The organism is Hwangdonia lutea, from assembly GCF_032814565.1.
Lineage (GTDB): Bacteria > Bacteroidota > Bacteroidia > Flavobacteriales > Flavobacteriaceae > Hwangdonia > Hwangdonia lutea.
The window spans coordinates 474,806-492,477 of sequence record NZ_CP136521.1; the positions used below are offsets into that span (position 1 = coordinate 474,806).

Genomic DNA, 17,672 nt, shown 5'->3' on the forward strand with positions numbered 1-17,672 from the left:
GATAAAAAACAAAAAACAACTTTAAAAAGCAAGATTTATGGATGAGAAGTACTAAAATTTCAATTTAAAACGTTAATTAGCAAATAAATTAAATATTATGAGAAAAATTATAGCCCCTATGCTTGTACTGCTTTTTATGAGTTGTCAAGACGATGAATTACAACCTATTGATGCCAACGCATCTACCATTGAAGTGTTAACCGAGTATGCCATTGTAAGCAAAGTTTTTCAGGATGTAGGTAACAATAGCGGCGATGCTGTTTTAAGTTCTGAAAGTTCGACCACTTCAAAATCAAGTAAAACCAAAAATGGCGACAGCCCTATAATTACGGTTGAGCCTCAAGATTTTACTACTTTTCCTAAAACCATTACAATTGACTATCAATCAGGTGTGTTGTGTAAAGATGGCATCACACGTAAAGGCAAAGCCACAATAGTTTCAACCGATTGGTACGGAAAAACAGATAGCGAGCATACCACAACTTTTACAGATTATTACCATGAAGACTTTAAGGTTGAAGGCACGCACCACGTTAAAAATTTAGGCAAAAATCAAGATGATCATTTACAATACAGTGTGACTATTGAAAATGGAAAAATTACTGCTGAAAATGGTGCGTCTGTTAATTACATCGAAAATTCTACTAGAACTTGGGTAGCAGGTTCTGATACACCTTTTAATATTTGGGACGATGAATATATGCTAGACGGTTCGCAATCCGGAACAAGCTCCAAAGGCATTGCATATGCGTTGACTGTTGAAGAATCCTTGCATTTTGTGTTACTACCTCGAAGTATAAAATCTGGAATTCTTGATATTGATGTTGCCGATATTAACGACATTAAATTGAATTATACCAATTCAACCATTACCATATTAGGTAAAACGTATCCTTTAGGAAATTAATTATTAAAATACATAGGTAAATAAAAAGGCCCATAGATTTCTATGGGCTTTTTTATTGCTTAAACTAAATAAAATTTAGTTGTTTATTATTTTCCCGTCAACCATGGTTAACTTCCTATCAGCCAAATTTGCCAGTTCTTCATTGTGGGTAACAATTACAAAGGTTTGCCCAAACTCTTCGCGAAGCTTAAAAAACAGACTGTGTAAGGTTTCGGCAGATTCGCTATCCAAATTTCCAGAAGGCTCGTCGGCAAAAATTAAATCGGGATTATTAATTAAGGCTCTAGCCACGGCAACCCGCTGTTGTTCGCCACCAGATAATTCATTTGGTTTATGGTCGTGACGATGCGATAAGCCTAAAAAATCTAAAAGTTCTTTGGCACGTTTTTCGGCTTCGGCCTTTTTAGTGCCTTTTATAAATGCTGGTAAGCATACGTTTTCTAAGGCTGTAAATTCCGGTAATAACTGATGAAACTGAAAGATAAACCCAATATGCTCATTCCTAAACTTTGCCAAGGCTTTATCGTTTAGCGCATTAATATTGGTATTGTTTATGGTGATATTGAAATCCTCTTTTTCCGAAGCTCGATCTAAAGTACCCAAGAGTTGCAACAAGGTGGTTTTTCCTGCGCCCGAAGCACCGACAATAGATACGACTTCGCCTCTTTTTACATGAATATCTACACCTTTAAGGACGTGTAAATCGTTGTAATATTTATGAACATTATGTGCTTTAATCATACCAATTAATTAGGGCAATGAAAGTAATACTTTAAAGATTTATAAGCAACGATTAGCTGTTACTTTTCCTTTTAAAAATAGTTTTAAGATTTGAATAATCGATAAAATATTGAAGCTTTATGGAAAACACATGTTGTATGGGTTGATCCAACAAGGTGTTTAAACTATTAAAGTAATTGTCTTTTGACGCCGAATCTAAATTAAATAATGAATTTCGATACAACGCGGTAAGTTGGCTACCCGGAGCAAATTGCCACGAATATCGTAAATCTAGATTCCAAGTATTAAAATTAATATTCGGGCTATCTGGAATACTATCAACATTATAAGCATTATTTGAAGAAAGCGTGCCGTCGTTTTCAAGAACAAACAATTGGTAATCATAATTTACGGTACTCCAAAAGTTTCTAAAAGTGAGCCTTATGGCGTGTAGCGGATTGAAATTGTAGGCTCCGGAAAGTCCGTTTTCAATCGAAACCACATCGCGTTCGCCAAAAACAATATCATCATTTATATTATCCACAAAACCGCGACTTCCTTTGTTGTTTTGGTATTCAAACTCATAAGACAGTCTAAACTTGTCGTTAAATCTTATGGTGGGTTCCACTTCAAACTCATAGCCAAACAAATCCCTTTCTTTGTCGAACATGGTAAACGACCCTAAATTAGCTTCGATAGAAAATGTTTTATTGGCGTTGGTTTCAAACCAAACACCGCCCGAAACAAAGTTTTTGTAGATAAAAAAGCGTTTGTTTTCAAAATCTCGAGGTTCAAAATAATCGTACTGTTTTCCGAGGTCGAAATTAACTCGGGCTCCAAACCACATCAATTTTTTGGTTTGCGCACTAATACGCATTCCAAGATTTGCGCCTGTAAAAGTGCTGGGGTTGTACAAACGGCGGTAATTTACCCAAGTATTAAACCTAAAATCATTCAGCTTTTCAGTAGGCTCAAAAATTTGATAAGAAGCATCGACACCAAAATTGCTATAATTGTTTCGGTTGTTTAACCCTAAGTCGTTTATATCATATTCCTCATCTGCAAAACTATGGTCGAAACTATAGCGGTACTTGCCATGTGTTTTTCTAACCATAAAAAACGAACTTAAACCCGTACTCATGCCATCGGACAAATTCACATTGCTCATTTTTATTTGACCACGAACATTATAGGTGTTTCTTTTATTTGAAATATCGGCCAAAAACCCCGTAACATTGGCGTCTCTAAAACCTCCATCTCTTGTAACATTGGTATTTATTAAACTTACCGAGGAATTGCCATTAAATTGCTGGTCGAGCACCAAAATATTGTAATTGGCTAGCGGTTCGGTGATTCTATTTCTATATGAAATAACACTATCTGTTATGGCTTGCGTGTTTTGGTCTCTAATATATTCGGTAGTTTTTATTCTAGCCTCTGTTTTTTCGGTAACCGCATTGAAAAAACCAACACCCAACCCTTTTTTTGTGCGCCCAGAAACCTTTATGGCGTTTAGCGTTTTTACAACACTTGGGTTATCAACAATTTCTTCGTTAATATTACTGTTGTTTATTAGTTCGTCTTCAACGTGGCCTTGCTCCACGGGCGCGTTACCAATACGCCGCGAAAAAAACAAATCGCCTTTATTGAACAAATCGACACCTTCTTTAAAAAACTGGCGTTGTTCGCTAAAAGTTTGCTCGAACGGGCCTAGGTTCAATCTTACATTATCAAAGGCAGCCTGACTAAAATCTGGGATTAAAGTGGCATCTAAAGTAAAGTTTTCGGTGATGCCGTATTTTACATCCAATCCAACGTTAAAATCGGTTTCGTGCTCGCCATCAAAAGAGGTTGAAATACCCGAAACAAAAGGATAAAAGCTTAAACGCGTTGGTGGTTTAATGTTTTTAATACCCCTTAATTCACCGTGATATAATCCAATATTTCCTTTGGTTCTGTCAATCGGGTTCCAAGAATATTGCGAGTTATCAATCCGAAATCGCCTATGAAACTGTAAACCCCAAGTTTGCACTTCATCATTGGAAAACCGGAGTGCTCGGTACGGAATTTTCATTTCTACAATCCACCCGTCGTCAACAATTTTTACGGCACTATCCCAAACGGCATTCCATCCAAAATCTTCGCCATTATCAATACTGGGCGAAGCAATGGCATCAGCCTGATTTCCTGAACTGAACACAAAAAACTCGGTGTCGTTTTGGGCATCGTTATTAGGGTTTAACACCACGCCAAAAAAATCGGATTGCCCAAAATTGTCGCGGCTCGAAAATTGTTTTTGGATGTCTTCGGGCTTATCCTTTAAATAGGCCGCAATATAAATGGCGTTATCATCATAAGTCATTTTTACAATGGTATTTTGATGCGCTTTCTCTGCAACACCCATTTCCGGTCTAAATTGGGTAAAATCCTTGGCTTCGTCTGCATTTTTCCATGCATCGTCATTTAACACACCATCAATTTTTGGCGCCTTAGCGGTTCTTACAATATTTAAGGTTTTTTTATCCTGTGCGTAAGCAATAAAAGAGAATAATAAAATAAAGCATAGCGTAGTTAGTTGCCTCATTAAGGTTGATTTTGATGTTTTGGTTGATGGTTAAAAGACAATAATAATCAAAAATTGTTACACTTTTAACAAATGTAGTTTTGTTAAAAGCCTAATATTCTTAAGTAAACGTTAAAAAAACAATCTAATTGTTAATATTTTTTTGAAATTTTAATAAGAAGATTACGTCTAAGTTTTTTTGATTATTTTTATTCGAATAAGAATTATTAAAAGTATCACTTAGGAATTTCAGTAAAATTACCGAGCTGATTTAAGCTAAAAATCTTAATAAAAAACATAACATGCCATATAAAAGTTTTGAAGAGTATAATATACAAGTAACCGACGATGTTAAGGACAGATATAAACACATTATTGAAGATTTAGGCGAAGATACCCAAAGGGATGGTTTGCTAAAAACGCCCGAACGTGCCGCAAAAGCGATGCAATTTTTAACCCAAGGCTACAACCAAGATCCGGTTGAAGTTCTTAAAAGCGCCATGTTTAAAGAGTCTTACAACGAAATGGTGATTGTGAAGGATATCGAATTATATTCGCTTTGCGAACACCACATTTTACCTTTTTTTGGAAAAGCCCACATTGCATACATCCCGAACGGACAGATAGTCGGGTTAAGCAAATTGCCTCGAATTGTTGACATATTCGCAAGACGGTTGCAGGTACAGGAGCGCTTAACCGAACAGGTTTTAGATTGCATAAACGACACCTTAAAACCGCAGGGCGTTGCTGTGGTTATTGAAGCGTCGCACATGTGTATGATGATGCGCGGTGTGCAAAAACAAAACTCGATAACAACAACTTCGGGTTTTAGGGGACAGTTTGAAAAAATTGAAACTAGAAACGAATTTTTAAAACTTATTGGCAAATAATTTTTGGTATATTTTTTGCGTTATACAGACTAAAACAAAGCCTATGAATTTAGAAAATTTAAGTAAAAACAAAAAATTAACATTAAGCATATTGTTTGATATTGTTGGAATGCTCACCCTTTTAGATATTATTTGGGCGCCGGCATCGGCCTATTTAATGAGTAAAATGTACAAAGGAACGAGAGGTAAAGTGGCTGGTGTAGTATCGTTTATTGAGGAGGCCATTCCGGGACTTGACATTATTCCTACCTTTACCATTATGTGGTTTTTAACCTATGTTTTTCAGAAAGAAGAAAAGCCTATTGTGATTGAGGTTGAAGCTGAAAACGAATAATAATATTATTATAAAAGCAGAAGCTGTCTAAAAAGTCGTTTGAATTTAATTTGTCAGGTTGAGCCTGTCGAAACCGATCTTGATTATCAGTAAGTTAAAATATTTCGACAAGCTCAATATGACATAGAGTAAGACCTTTTAGACAGCTTCTTTTTTTTGTTATAAGCTATAGGTAAACCCTAAATTAATAGATCTGCCCATATTAAATATACCATCGGGTTTTAACCGTGATAAATGGTTTGTATACGTTTTGTCGGTTAAATTATTTCCCGAAAGTGTAACGTTCAATTCATTGTTAAACACCGAAAAGTCTCCACCTAAACCAGCGCTTAAAAGACTGTAGCCGTTGGTGTTGGTTTCAAAAGTACTCACCTTATCTTGCTTGAATGTAGACTTTAACTTAACAAAAGCATAGCCTTTTTTAATCCAATTATCTTCAAATTCGATTCTTATAATATTACTTATCGACTTAGCTGGAATTAGCGGTAAATATGTATCATCCATTTGTTTTCCGGTAACGGTTTCAAAGCTCGACTCAAAATGCAACCAATCTAAAGGATGCGGATGCAAATGCAGTCCAAACTCGCCACCATAAAGTATTGCGTCGTTTTGTAAATACACAAAAACAGGCGTATTATCGATAACATTGCCATCGGGCGAAAGGAAAATATAATTATGTATCCGGTTATAAAAACCGTTTACGAAAATCTCCAAATGTTCGTTTTTCAATTCGAAAGCGATATCGGTTTGAAAGTTTTGCTCGCTTTTTAAATTGATGTTTCCTATTTCGTATCGGTTTGTGCCTTCGTGAGTACCATCGGACGTCAATTCAGATAAATTAGGCGCTCTAAATCCTGTTGCAAAATTTACACGTGCAGTCATGTTTTCCGCAATATTTTTTTTGATTCCGAATGCGCCGTTAAAACTATTAAAGCTTTTGTTTATGCCTGAAACCACAGTAATGTTTCGGTTATCAAAACGCGCACCAAGCTGAATATCTAGGTTTTCAAAATGAATATGAGAGGTAGCCAAAACACCAAAATCGTTAGTTGTGGCGTCTGGAATCAGCTCTTCTTCGCCATAATTTGAATTGATTTGGTTCATCCCTTGAGCCCCCACAATGGTTTCAAATTTACCCAGTTTTGGAAGGTGATATTTTACATCGTAATTAAATGTTTTTAGTTTCATCCGAAGTGCCGCTTCTAACATTTCATCTTCTTCACCTTCTTCATGTTGCTCGTGCTCTTCTTCGGTTTCATGATGGTGATGGTCTTCAAACTCTTTTCTATCATTATAAACATATCCTAAATTGAGGTCTAATTTCGAGTTGTTAAAAAACAAAACCGATTTATAACTAAACACATGGTTTGTAATATTTTGATACGGCAACAAAGGCGTTTTGTTTGTTGATTGCTCCCCGATTTCTTCTGGAATCCCTAATTTAGAATTGTTAAGATTATACCGAAAAGCCGTTTTAATCGCTTGGTTTTGAAAGCCCAAACCTGCTTTAAAATCCTGCTCTCTGTAACGCGTATTGGTAACGCGATACGCTTTTGTTTTGTAATCGGAATGTTCGGTAAGACTTCCTCTAAATAAAAATTTAAAATTATTGACCGAAGATTTATAGCCCGCATTGGTACTAAACCCTTTGGTATTGCTGTAATAGTTTGTTCCAAAATCGCCCGAATCGGTATTGTTATTAGCGAATCGTTCAGGATTCAGATAAAGTACTCCGCCCAGAGCATCGCTACCGTAAAGCAATGATGCTGGCCCTTTGATAACCTCAACGCTTTCAACACCGGCATCGTTAACACCCAAACCGTGTTCGCTTCCAAACTGCTGATTTTCCAACCGAACGCCTTGCGTGTAAACCAAAACACGGTTAGAGCTCAAGCCTCTAATTACCGGTTTGCCTATGCCTATACCCGTTGTAACACTTTCAACACCAGCAATATTGGTAATGCCGTCGGCCAAAGTTACAGCACCACTAGCCTTTAATTCTGCAACGTTTTTGTGTTCAACTTTCATCACATTATCGCGCTGTAGTTTATGAAAAGGTGTGGAAATGATAATGTTTTCCATTTCAATGGCTGAAGGTTTTAATTGAATGGTTAACGGGTTGTTTAACGGAATGGTAACATTTACCGATTGGGTTTGGAAACCCATCATTGAAAATAACAAGGTGTGCGTGCCTGTGGGCAAATCGTTTAAAGTAAATTCACCATTTTCGTTAGTGCTTGTGCCTTTCTCTAAATGAGGCATGTAAACGGTTACATAAACCAATTCTATATTTGTGTTAGCATCGGTTACGACGCCTTCTATTTTATTTTGTGAAAATATATTTGATACTGCTAATAGTAGCAGCATATTAAGAAACAACTTCATATATGTATTTTTAATTTAATAATTATTTTATGTTGAAAACCAATTTCAACAACTTTATAATGGCATTAAATTAACGCAGGCGGACCGCGAAGAGAAGTTTGTAAGCGTTGGTATTTACTAAGAAAATGATATTGCGATGCAATGTGTTGGGTATCAATTTGCTCTAAAAACAAATCAACATAAAAAAAAGAATACGTGAAATTTTTATTGAGCTTAAACTTGTAAAAGTCGCAATCAACATCAATTTTATGTATATGGGTGGTGCTGTAACCTTCACAGACTTCGTGGGTGTGGTGCGTAAATATATGTGCAAATTTTACAGCCGATGGCACTAAAAACACCAGAGCAATGCATAGGGTAATAACCTTAAAAGCAATATGTTCTTTAATAAATTGCACTAATCCAAAAAGCGTTTAAAACCAATTTTACGAAGCATCTTTTTTTCAAAATCCCAAAAAAACTTGTATTGCCCAAAGAGCCATCCTATTGCCACCAATAGTATTTGGTAAAAAATAAATCCGATAACAATATACAATACCCAATATGCGAACGTTGGCAAATTCTCTTTACTAATACCCATGAGTTTAATAAGCGGCTTGCTAACAAACAACGAGGATGAACCCGTAGTTGCAAACACCAAAAAAATGCTTATCATTTCCCATTTAAAGGTGACGTCCCATTTTTTTTCCAATTTATTAAAAATGAAAAGGGTTAACTTTAAAAGCGCAAAAAAGATAACTCCACTTAAAACTAAGGTTAACACAACATGGACATCTTTTAAGAGCACTTTAGATAATTTAAAAGACGAATAACCTAAAGCTATAATACCCAATAAGGGAAAAACAAGTTGCCAATTTTTATGTATTTGCCAATGCTCTTTAAATTTCTTCACTATAAAAATTTTGAGAGCAAAAATAGTTAAAGTGTTTTAAATTCGAGGTGTAAAACCAGCTAATTGTTGCTTATAAGTTAATTGAAAGTAGATAAAGTAATTATATAGTTTATAATTTACATCGTAGCCGTAATCAATTCCTGGTTGATAATCTATTTGCAATTCGTAAAGATCCGGATTATAGCGCAGGGGTTGCATAACTCTACTATTCCATTCTGTAACGTAGAGATAGTTTCTGTTTTCCAAAAATTGTTGCGAATAGTAACCCTCTGGTTTTGCTCTGCTTGCCAACCAAAAATTAAACCCCGGTTCGATAATTATAATTTCGTATTCCAACTCGTTGTTGGCAATTTTTACCGTATCGTTTTGGGTTGCTTTGTTTGCTAATTCGTTATTTGAAGAAGGTATTCTTTTTGACGTATTGCATCCAATAAGAAAACCGAGTACTAGTATTAGATAGAGAAACGTTTTCATAACTTATTTGTTTTTAATTTAAAGATACAAAAATCATTCCTTAATCGATTGATTTTTAATTGATTTTAAAAAAAAATGCCAAACATAATGATTGACATTTTTGAACTTTTTAAAGAGAATGTCTTTTATTTTCCTCCAAAAAGGCCACCTAATAACCCACCGAGTCCGCCTTTTTTCTTGGCACTTCCCAATACCATTCCAGCAACGTCGTCCACAACGCTACCATCGCCATCAGCATCCAATATTTTTTCTAAAAAACTTTGTTCTTCTTTGGCAGCACTACCACCAAGCAATCCCCCAAGCAAACCGCTTAAATCGTTCGGTGTACTTACATTGTTTTGTCTGGTTTGTTTTCCTATAACACCCATTAAAATTGGTGCTGCCACCTTAAGAATATTCGCGACAGAACCTGCATCCAAACCAGATTTTTCACCAATAATTTTTTCAACCCCTTGCTTTTTGTTCCCTAAAACATGGTTTAAAATTTTATCACCATCGGTTTTTACCTCATCATTAACACCGCCACTAAATAAGCCTCCAAGGTTATCTAAAATGCTACCATCGTGTTTATACATTAATGCGCCCATTAAGCCTTGAGCGCCTTCTGGGGTGGATGTGTTTCTTTCCATAGCTTTCATTAATACCGGTAAAGCCATGGTTAAAACACTGCTCGTTCTGGTTTCATCGGTTCCTGTGGAGCCTGAAACACCGCTAACAATGGTTTTTCCCAGGTCGCTGTTTAATAAGTCTAAAATTCCTGACATGATTGTATTTTGTTTTTTTAAGATTAATAAATTGGATGTTGAAGGTACAAAAAAAGTCCCAACATATAGTTAAGACTCATTTATACCGTTTAGGTCACATTTTATTTTTAATTGAAAAGAATGTCTCTATCCAAGAATGCTTATAATTTGTGATGCTAATTCTGTACCAATTCTATCTTGCGCTTCGTTAGTCGCTGCACCGGTATGCGGAGTTAATGATAACGAAGGATTCATTAATAGCTGAATTTCTGGCTTAGGTTCTTTTTCAAAAACATCTAAGGCTGCTCGGGCCACTTTACCGCTTTCAATAGCTTTAATAAGGGCAACCTCGTTTACCACGCCGCCTCGCGCTGCATTCGCAATAATTACACCGTCTTTCATCATGTTAAATTCGGCTTCATCTATAACGTAGCTTTGTTGTGATGGAACGTGTAACGTGATGAAGTCTGATTGTTTTAAAACCTCTTCTTTTGAAATGGTTTCAATTTCAAAATTAAGAGTTTGTCCGTCAAAAAAGTCTAATTTCAAATTGGCTTTCTCGATAAACGGATCGAAAGCAACTACTTTCATACCCGCACCAATAGCTACTTTTGCGGTAGCTTGACCAATGCGACCAAACCCTAAAACACCTAAGGTTTTTCCTTTTAGTTCCGTGCCTTTAGCATAAGCCTTTTTTAAGCCTTTAAAGTTGCTATCGCCTTCTAAAGGCATATCTCTGTTGGAGTTGTGTAAGTAACGTGCCAATCCGTAAAGGTGGCCAAATACCAATTCTGCAACAGAATGCGAAGAGGCAGCTGGTGTGTTTATTACCGAAAGCCCCTTCTCGCGAGCATATTCAACATCAATGTTATCCATACCAACACCACCGCGACCAATAATTTTTAAGCTAGGACAAGCATCAATTAAATCTTTGCGTACCTGTGTGGCACTGCGCACCAACAAAACATCGATTTTATTTTCGTTTATGTAGTTTATAAGCTGCTCTTGTGCAACCGTTGTGGTGATAACTTCATAGCCACCTTTTTCTAGTGCATCAATTCCGCTTTGTGAAACACCATCGTTTGCTAATACTTTCATTTGAAACTTATTTTTATTTATTCCCACAAAGGTGGGAGTCTTAATAATTTTATTTTAGCTAGCTTAATGAGATTCCCTACTTCGAGGGAATTGCAAATGCTAATCTACTAAGCCTTACTTTCTAATTCGCTCATTATTTCAACTAAAGCTTTAACACTGTCCAATGGCAATGCATTGTACATTGAAGCTCTGTAACCGCCAACACTTCTGTGACCGTTTATACCGTTAATTCCGCCTTCTTTCAACATGGTTTCGAAGGTTTCTTTTAGGTTTTCGTTTTCTAAAGTGAATGTGGCATTCATGGTTGATCGGTCTTCTTTGGTTGCGAAACCTTTAAACAAGGGGTTCAAATCAATTTCAGAATACATTAAGCTTGCTTTCTTTTCGTTCTCTTTTTCGATAGCAGCAACTCCTCCAAGATTTTTTAGCCACTCTAAAGTTAACATGGATGTGTACACAGCAAAAACTGGCGGTGTATTAAACATGCTGCCTTTGCTTATGTGCATTTTATAATCCATCATTGATGGGATTTTACGCGAAACTTTACCCAAAACATCTTCTTTAATAACCACTAAGGTTGTACCCGCTGCTCCTAAATTTTTTTGTGCACCGGCGTAAATTAAATCGAATTGACTGTAATCTATGGCACGTGAAAATATATCGCTGCTCATATCGCAAACCATAGGAATATCGCATTTTGGAAACGATTTCATTTGCGTACCAAAAATGGTATTGTTTGTTGTAAAATGAAAATAATCGTAATCTGAAGGAATATCATATCCTTTAGGAATATAGTTATAATTGGCATTTGCAGAAGAAGCTACTTCGTAAATATCGTCATAGATCTTCGCTTCTTTAATGGCCTTTGCTGCCCAAGTTCCCGAATTTAAATAACCCGCTCTTTTTTCTAAAAGATTTAAAGCCACCATTAAAAACTGTGTGCTGGCACCACCTTGTAAAAATAAGGCCTTATAGCCTTTGCCTTCTAAACCTAGTAACTCTAAAGCCAATGCTCTGGCTTTTTCCATAATTTCAACAAAGTCTTTACTTCGGTGCGAAATCTCAATTACAGATAAACCACTGTTGTTATAATCCATTACCGCTTCTGAAGCTTTTAATAAAACCTCTTGAGGTAAAATAGATGGTCCTGCGTTAAAGTTGTGTTTTTTCATTAAATATCATTTTTTGTTTTCACGAAAGCGAAAAACTATACATTGAATTATTATGGTGCAAAGGTGGTAATTTCTATGTAAAATTATGTTATTAAAATAATAATTTTTGCCCTATATTTCTGTTAAAAATGCAATAGTATCCACGTCATCTGCATAATCCCAAAGTTGTGGTTTTTGGGTGTTACCAAAAGCGATTTCATTGCTTAAAAACCCGTTTGAAACGACACATTGAATTTGCCGTGCGTCGGCTTTTAATTTTTGTTTTAGTTGCTCTGCATCGTCATAATATTCGTAAAACAAGGTTGCAATGGGCGATGCATAACTCGCATCTTCTTTAATCATAAAAAAGCCATTTTCAAGCATATCGAACTCACTCATTAAATACACGGCTTTATTATAATCGTAATTATTAGCGTATTTGGCTTTTTCAACAATGGGGTGCCAATGATAAATCGCTTCAAATAAGGCATCAAATTTATAGTTTTTTGGCACAAATAACTTGGACACATTCCTGCAGCCCAAACCAAAATATCTAAAAATGTCTTCTGATAAGTTTTGCAAATCTTCAGGTGATTCGTTGCCATTTAAAACCGCAACCGAATTTCTGTTATTCCGAATAATTGATGGTTTGCCTTTAAAATAATACTCAAAATAACGTGCTGTATTATTGCTTCCGGTGGCAATTACAGCATCAAAATCTGTTAGTTTTTCTTCGGTAAATTCTATTTTACCTTTAAAATCCTTTTCAACATATTCCAAATATTTGGCTAAAAAAGGAAGTAAATGTTTGTCGTTTGAAGATTGCTTAACCAAAACCCGATGCCCCGATATGAGTACCGATAAAAAATCGTGAAACCCTACTAACGGAATGTTTCCAGCCATAACAACGGCAATTTTTTTCGGGTTAACGGTATCTAAATTATAGGGTTGTAACCAAGTTGTTAAGTTTTCGAGGGTTAAGGAATCCGACCACCCTTTAAGCGCAAATTTTATGTTTTCTTCTGTAAACCAGCCGTTGTGCTCTTCGGCCAACTTCAACTGATGTTTAAAACCATCAAAAAATAAAACGTTGTGTTCCACATTATCCTTTTTTTGGATAGCTTCATTAGAAAATTGACTTATAAAATCTCCTAATTTTACAAAAGCGTTAATTCTTTGTTGTATATTCATCCTATATTTGGTTATGAATGGTTTTGGCTTTATTTTTGCAACTGCAAATTTAAGCAAACTCAAGAGAAAAAACGCTATGGCAATTATAATAACAGACGAATGTATAAATTGTGGTGCATGCGAACCGGAATGCCCAAATACAGCAATATATGAAGGTGCAGACGATTGGCGCTATAAAGACGGTACGAGTTTAGAAGGTACCGTTGTGCTGACTAACGGAACAGAGGTTGACGCTGAGGAAGCTCAGGAACCGATTAGTGACGAGATTTACTATATCGTCCCAGATAAATGTACCGAGTGTAAAGGGTTCCACGACGAGCCACAATGTGCTGCGGTTTGCCCCGTGGATTGTTGTGTACCCGATGAAGATATAGTGGAAACCGAAGAAGAATTATTGGCCAAACAACGCTTTATGCACCCTGATGCTTAATTGAAAACCGACATTAAAAGATTTATTAAATCCTGAGCTTTTGGCTTGGGATTTTTTTTTGAAAAATAATAAGTGCCAACAAAAAGCGTTGGTGTATTGTCACATTTTAGATTTTAAACCGTCTTTATTTCAGCGTTACCCAGTAAAATGGCGGCATGTTGTTACAAAGAAAAATATTAACTTTGAATCTCCGTTTCCCTCATACCCAAAACAGATTATGAAAGTTTTTATATCAATTTATGTTTTGTTAATGTCAGTTGTATGTTTTTCGCAACAAAAAATTGATAGCTTAAAAACGGTACTTGCCAATCAAACTTCAAAGTCCGAAACCTATGTCGATCTTGTTAACGCATTGGGCTATAATTATTGGATTGTCGATCCCAACGAATCTTTAAAATATGGTAAACAAGCTTTAAATTTAGCCGATAGCCTTAACTATCTTTCGGGAAAATCCAAAGCAAATCGCGTACTTGGAGTAGCGTACTGGTCGCAGGGCAATCATTTAGATGCGATTAAACATTTAAACGACGCCTTAGAGCAAAATAAAAACCTGAATGATGCCGAAGGCGTTGCCAACACAACGTTAAACCTTGCTATGGTTTATGCGGCATTGGATGAAGATGAAAAAGCTTTGGCCATGTACGACGATGCCATTACCCAATTTACCGCTTTAAACCTAGAGAGCAGGATAGCCACGACCTACACCAAAATAGGATCGGTTTACATAAAACAGGGTAGGCTCTACGACGCCAAAGAATATTTAACCAATGCCTTAAAGATGCATACCAAAGCCAATTTTAACTACGGTATCGCCGAGGCGCATAACAGATTGGGCATCCTGTACGTTGAACAAGGCGAAAAAGAGCAGGCTTATTACCATATTGAAAAATCGATAGTGTACGGCAGAAAAGTAAACGATACCGATGGGATGACCAGCAATCTCATACAATACGGTAAGCTTTTGATGCTCGACAAAGCCTTCGATACGGCCGAACAGCATTTGGTTTTGGCCATAAAACGCGCTAAAGAACATAATTTAAAACGATACGAACTTGAAGCCTACAAAGCGTTAAAAGAACTCAAGAAACAGGAGGGAAAACCCGAGGAGGCCCTTGGTTATTACGATAAATACGTGGCTTTAAAGGACAGCATTTTCAATTCGGAAAAAACCATGCGCATTTCGGCATTGGAATTTAACAATCAAATCGAAGCCAAAGAAAAGGAACTGGAACTGCTCGCCGAAAAAGAACGCACCAACAACACCATTAAATGGAGTTTGATAGTTGGTTTGGTGGGCCTCATGTTTTTTACCATTTTTTATTTCCTGAATTTTAAAAAACGCATTGCCCAAAGGCGCGAACTGCAAATCACCAAGGAAGAGTTTAACAAAACCGAATTGGAAAATGCCAAACTAAAGCAGCATGAGTTGACACAAGAGCTTGAATACAAAAACAAAGAGCTTACCTCGTACACCCTTAATTTTGTGCAGAAAAGCGAACTGTTCCAACAGCTAAAGGAAAAAATAGAGGCTTTAAAAACGGCGACTCCCAAACAGCATGACCGCATTATTAGGGAGCTAAACCAGGTTGTAAAACAGCATATCAATATCGATAGGAATTGGGAAGATTTTAAGCGATATTTCGAAGAAGTGCACACCGGCTTTATTGCGCAGCTAAAAGAAAAACACCCCAATTTAAGTACCAACGATTTGCGAATTTGTGCGTTAACACGTCTTAATTTAAACATTAAAGAATCCGCTACCATATTAGGAATTACTCCAGAAAGTGTAAAAACAGCACGTTACAGACTCAGAAAAAAGCTAAACCTCGAACCCAACCAAGAGCTTTTAAGCTACTTTTTAAAACTGGAAAATTAAATACCGCCATATTTCCACTAAATTTTTATTACTTTTTTCTTATAAATATCACATAATTAAAACGCTGTAATTCAGTTTGTTGTGTGTTTTTGTTTACCTAATGTTTACCAGTTTTTAAGTTAAAATTAAAAGTGGTCTACCTAAATTAAAAGGGCAGACCACTTTTTGTGCACGCGTTTTATTTTAAAACCGAATGATGTGCTTTTAGATTTGCATCATCATTAAATCAAAATTTAAAAAATCAAGAAACGAGTTGTAAATCGAATTAAATTAAAAATCATGAAAAAAACAATTTATGCATCAGCAATTATAACCCTTACGCTATCACTATGCGTTACGGCAATTCTTTTAAATAAATCTGAATCTAAAGTTTCTAAACCCTTAGCCTATAATTTTGTAAAGTGTACACCCGCAAAATTCCTGTTGGGCGAAGTGGATACAACAAAACAGATTTCGCCATTATTCAATAATTTGGGAAACCTGGATTTTAAGATTTCTACAAATAATGATAGGGTACAGGCCTTTTTCAACCAAGGTTTAAAACTCAGTTATGCTTTTAACCATGCCGAGGCTCACCGCTCTTTTATGGAAGCGGCACGATTGGCTCCAAACGTTGCCATGAACTATTGGGGGCAAGCTTTTGCCTTAGGGCCGAATATAAACGATACCCAACCGGATGAGGAGCGCAAAAAAAACTACAACAAGGCCATCGCCAAAGCTAAAAAACTAGCGCCATTGGCAACTCCGAAGGAGCAGGCATTGATTAAAGCCTTATCGGCAAGATATAGCGAAGATTTAAGTAAGGACGAAGCCGAATTAAATATGGTCTATATGCAGGAAATGGCCAAAGTGGCTAAAACGTATCCTAATGATGCCAACATTCAAATTTTATACGCCGCATCGGTAATGAATACCGTACCGTGGAATTATTGGGATAAAAACGGAAAACCATCACCAAATATAAAAGAGGCCAAAGCAGCTTTGGAACAAGCCATGAAACTGGAACCGGAAAACCCGGGCGGACACCATTATTACATCCACATGGTAGAATTGCCTTATCCCGATCTTGGTGTTGAAAGTGCCGATAAACTAGCCTCGTTAATGCCTGGAGCCGGACATATAGTGCACATGCCTTCGCATATTTATATTCGAGTGGGCCGCTATAAAGATGCCGTAAAAGTTAATCAGGCAGCAATTTTAGCCGATGAGGATTATATCTCGCAATGTTTTTCGCAGGGGCTGTATCCGTTAGGTTATTATCCGCACAACATCCATTTTTTATGGTCTTCGGCGAGTTTGTTGGGCGATAGCGAATTGGCTATCGATGCCGCTAGAAAAACGGCCGAAAAAGTACCCGCCGGCGAATTGGTCGATCTGCCCTTTTTGCAAGATTTCGCAGCCACACCTTTGCTGGCTTACACACGGTTTGGAAAATGGAACGAGATTTTATCGACGCCCGCACCACACTCGAAAATCAAACATTTGAATCTCATTAGGCATTATGCCAGAGGGATTGCGTTTATCAGAAAAGGAAATATAAAAGATGCAGAAGAAGAATTGGCGGCCATAAAAATGCTAAAAGAAGACCCAGAGTTGGAAACCTTGGTAGCCACGCCCAACAATAATTCCGCATCCATTGCAGCTATAGCTTTCGAAGTTGTAGCAGGGGAATTAGCGGCATTGAAAGACGATTTGCCCACCGCCATTAAACATCTTGAAAACGCTACCGTACTAGAAGATGCCTTGGTTTATACCGAACCCGCGGCGTGGCACATCCCGACACGGCAGAATTTAGGAGCTGTTTTAATGAAAGCCGAAAAATATGAAGCAGCCGAAAAAATATACAAAGAAGATTTGGCGGTGTTAAGACAAAACGGATGGTCGCTCATCGGATTATACAATGCCTATGTGGCGCAAGGAAAAAAATCTCAAGCAAAGACTATAAAAAAGGAATTCAACAAAGCTTGGAAAGATGCCGATATCAACATTACCAATTCAATTTTATAAATCTATTTAAA

16 protein-coding genes are annotated in these 17,672 nt (G+C 36.7%); 6 read left to right on the forward strand and 10 right to left on the reverse strand.

Features of this window, described 5'->3' with window-relative positions; translation table 11 throughout:
* Positions 1-97: 97 nt before the first annotated feature.
* Positions 98-907, forward strand: a complete 810-nt coding sequence (locus tag RNZ46_RS02080) for a hypothetical protein (protein WP_316983735.1) — start codon at positions 98-100, stop codon at positions 905-907.
* A 75-nt stretch (positions 908-982) separates the two neighbouring features.
* On the opposite strand, the gene RNZ46_RS02085 is transcribed toward RNZ46_RS02080, so the two are convergent.
* The gene (locus RNZ46_RS02085) at positions 983-1,648 is read right to left on the reverse strand and encodes an ABC transporter ATP-binding protein (RefSeq protein ID WP_316983736.1); all 666 of its coding nucleotides are present in this window, start codon (positions 1,646-1,648) and stop codon (positions 983-985) included.
* Between the two features lie 52 nt (positions 1,649-1,700).
* Positions 1,701-4,211: a DUF5916 domain-containing protein gene (locus RNZ46_RS02090; protein ID WP_316983737.1), complete on the reverse strand. Its 2,511-nt coding sequence runs from the start codon at positions 4,209-4,211 to the stop codon at positions 1,701-1,703.
* A 281-nt stretch (positions 4,212-4,492) separates the two neighbouring features.
* Between RNZ46_RS02090 and folE the strand changes: the two genes are divergently transcribed.
* Both folE and RNZ46_RS02100 read left to right on the forward strand, forming a co-directional pair.
* On the forward strand, positions 4,493-5,080 hold the full coding sequence (folE, locus tag RNZ46_RS02095; protein WP_316983738.1) for a GTP cyclohydrolase I FolE: 588 nt from the start codon (positions 4,493-4,495) through the stop codon (positions 5,078-5,080).
* Positions 5,081-5,123: 43 nt separating this feature from the next.
* Positions 5,124-5,414, forward strand: coding sequence for a hypothetical protein (locus RNZ46_RS02100; protein WP_311940001.1), 291 nt, complete (start codon positions 5,124-5,126; stop codon positions 5,412-5,414).
* 159 nt (positions 5,415-5,573) lie between these two features.
* On the opposite strand, the gene RNZ46_RS02105 is transcribed toward RNZ46_RS02100, so the two are convergent.
* From RNZ46_RS02105 to RNZ46_RS02140, 8 genes are all read right to left on the reverse strand, one after another.
* On the reverse strand, positions 5,574-7,799 hold the full coding sequence (locus RNZ46_RS02105; RefSeq protein ID WP_316983739.1) for a TonB-dependent receptor: 2,226 nt from the start codon (positions 7,797-7,799) through the stop codon (positions 5,574-5,576).
* A 65-nt stretch (positions 7,800-7,864) separates the two neighbouring features.
* On the reverse strand, positions 7,865-8,197 hold the full coding sequence (locus tag RNZ46_RS02110) for a hypothetical protein (RefSeq protein WP_316983740.1): 333 nt from the start codon (positions 8,195-8,197) through the stop codon (positions 7,865-7,867).
* Complete coding sequence (locus RNZ46_RS02115) at positions 8,197-8,691, reverse strand: DUF6787 family protein (protein WP_316983741.1); 495 nt, start codon at positions 8,689-8,691, stop codon at positions 8,197-8,199. The genes RNZ46_RS02110 and RNZ46_RS02115 overlap by 1 nt, the downstream gene beginning before the upstream one ends.
* A 36-nt stretch (positions 8,692-8,727) precedes the next feature.
* On the reverse strand, positions 8,728-9,165 hold the full coding sequence (locus tag RNZ46_RS02120) for a DUF6146 family protein (RefSeq protein ID WP_316983742.1): 438 nt from the start codon (positions 9,163-9,165) through the stop codon (positions 8,728-8,730).
* Between the two features lie 125 nt (positions 9,166-9,290).
* Positions 9,291-9,929: a DUF937 domain-containing protein gene (locus RNZ46_RS02125; protein WP_316983743.1), complete on the reverse strand. Its 639-nt coding sequence runs from the start codon at positions 9,927-9,929 to the stop codon at positions 9,291-9,293.
* Positions 9,930-10,055: 126 nt separating this feature from the next.
* Positions 10,056-11,006: a D-2-hydroxyacid dehydrogenase gene (locus RNZ46_RS02130; protein ID WP_316983744.1), complete on the reverse strand. Its 951-nt coding sequence runs from the start codon at positions 11,004-11,006 to the stop codon at positions 10,056-10,058.
* A gap of 107 nt (positions 11,007-11,113) precedes the next feature.
* Positions 11,114-12,178, reverse strand: coding sequence for a 3-phosphoserine/phosphohydroxythreonine transaminase (gene serC / locus RNZ46_RS02135; protein WP_316983745.1), 1,065 nt, complete (start codon positions 12,176-12,178; stop codon positions 11,114-11,116).
* Between the two features lie 111 nt (positions 12,179-12,289).
* Positions 12,290-13,348, reverse strand: coding sequence for an acyl-CoA reductase (locus RNZ46_RS02140; protein ID WP_316983746.1), 1,059 nt, complete (start codon positions 13,346-13,348; stop codon positions 12,290-12,292).
* A gap of 76 nt (positions 13,349-13,424) precedes the next feature.
* Here RNZ46_RS02140 and RNZ46_RS02145 point away from each other — a divergent pair, with 76 nt between their 5' ends.
* The 3 genes from RNZ46_RS02145 to RNZ46_RS02155 all read left to right on the forward strand — a co-directional run bounded on the left by RNZ46_RS02145 (position 13,425) and on the right by RNZ46_RS02155 (position 17,661).
* Entirely contained in the window at positions 13,425-13,778 is a 354-nt protein-coding gene (locus RNZ46_RS02145) for a 4Fe-4S dicluster domain-containing protein (protein ID WP_316983747.1), read from the forward strand.
* Positions 13,779-14,028: 250 nt separating this feature from the next.
* Positions 14,029-15,654, forward strand: a complete 1,626-nt coding sequence (locus RNZ46_RS02150; RefSeq protein ID WP_316983748.1) for a tetratricopeptide repeat protein — start codon at positions 14,029-14,031, stop codon at positions 15,652-15,654.
* Between the two features lie 279 nt (positions 15,655-15,933).
* Entirely contained in the window at positions 15,934-17,661 is a 1,728-nt protein-coding gene (locus RNZ46_RS02155; RefSeq protein ID WP_316983749.1) for a tetratricopeptide repeat protein, read from the forward strand.
* Positions 17,662-17,672: the final 11 nt, after the last annotated feature.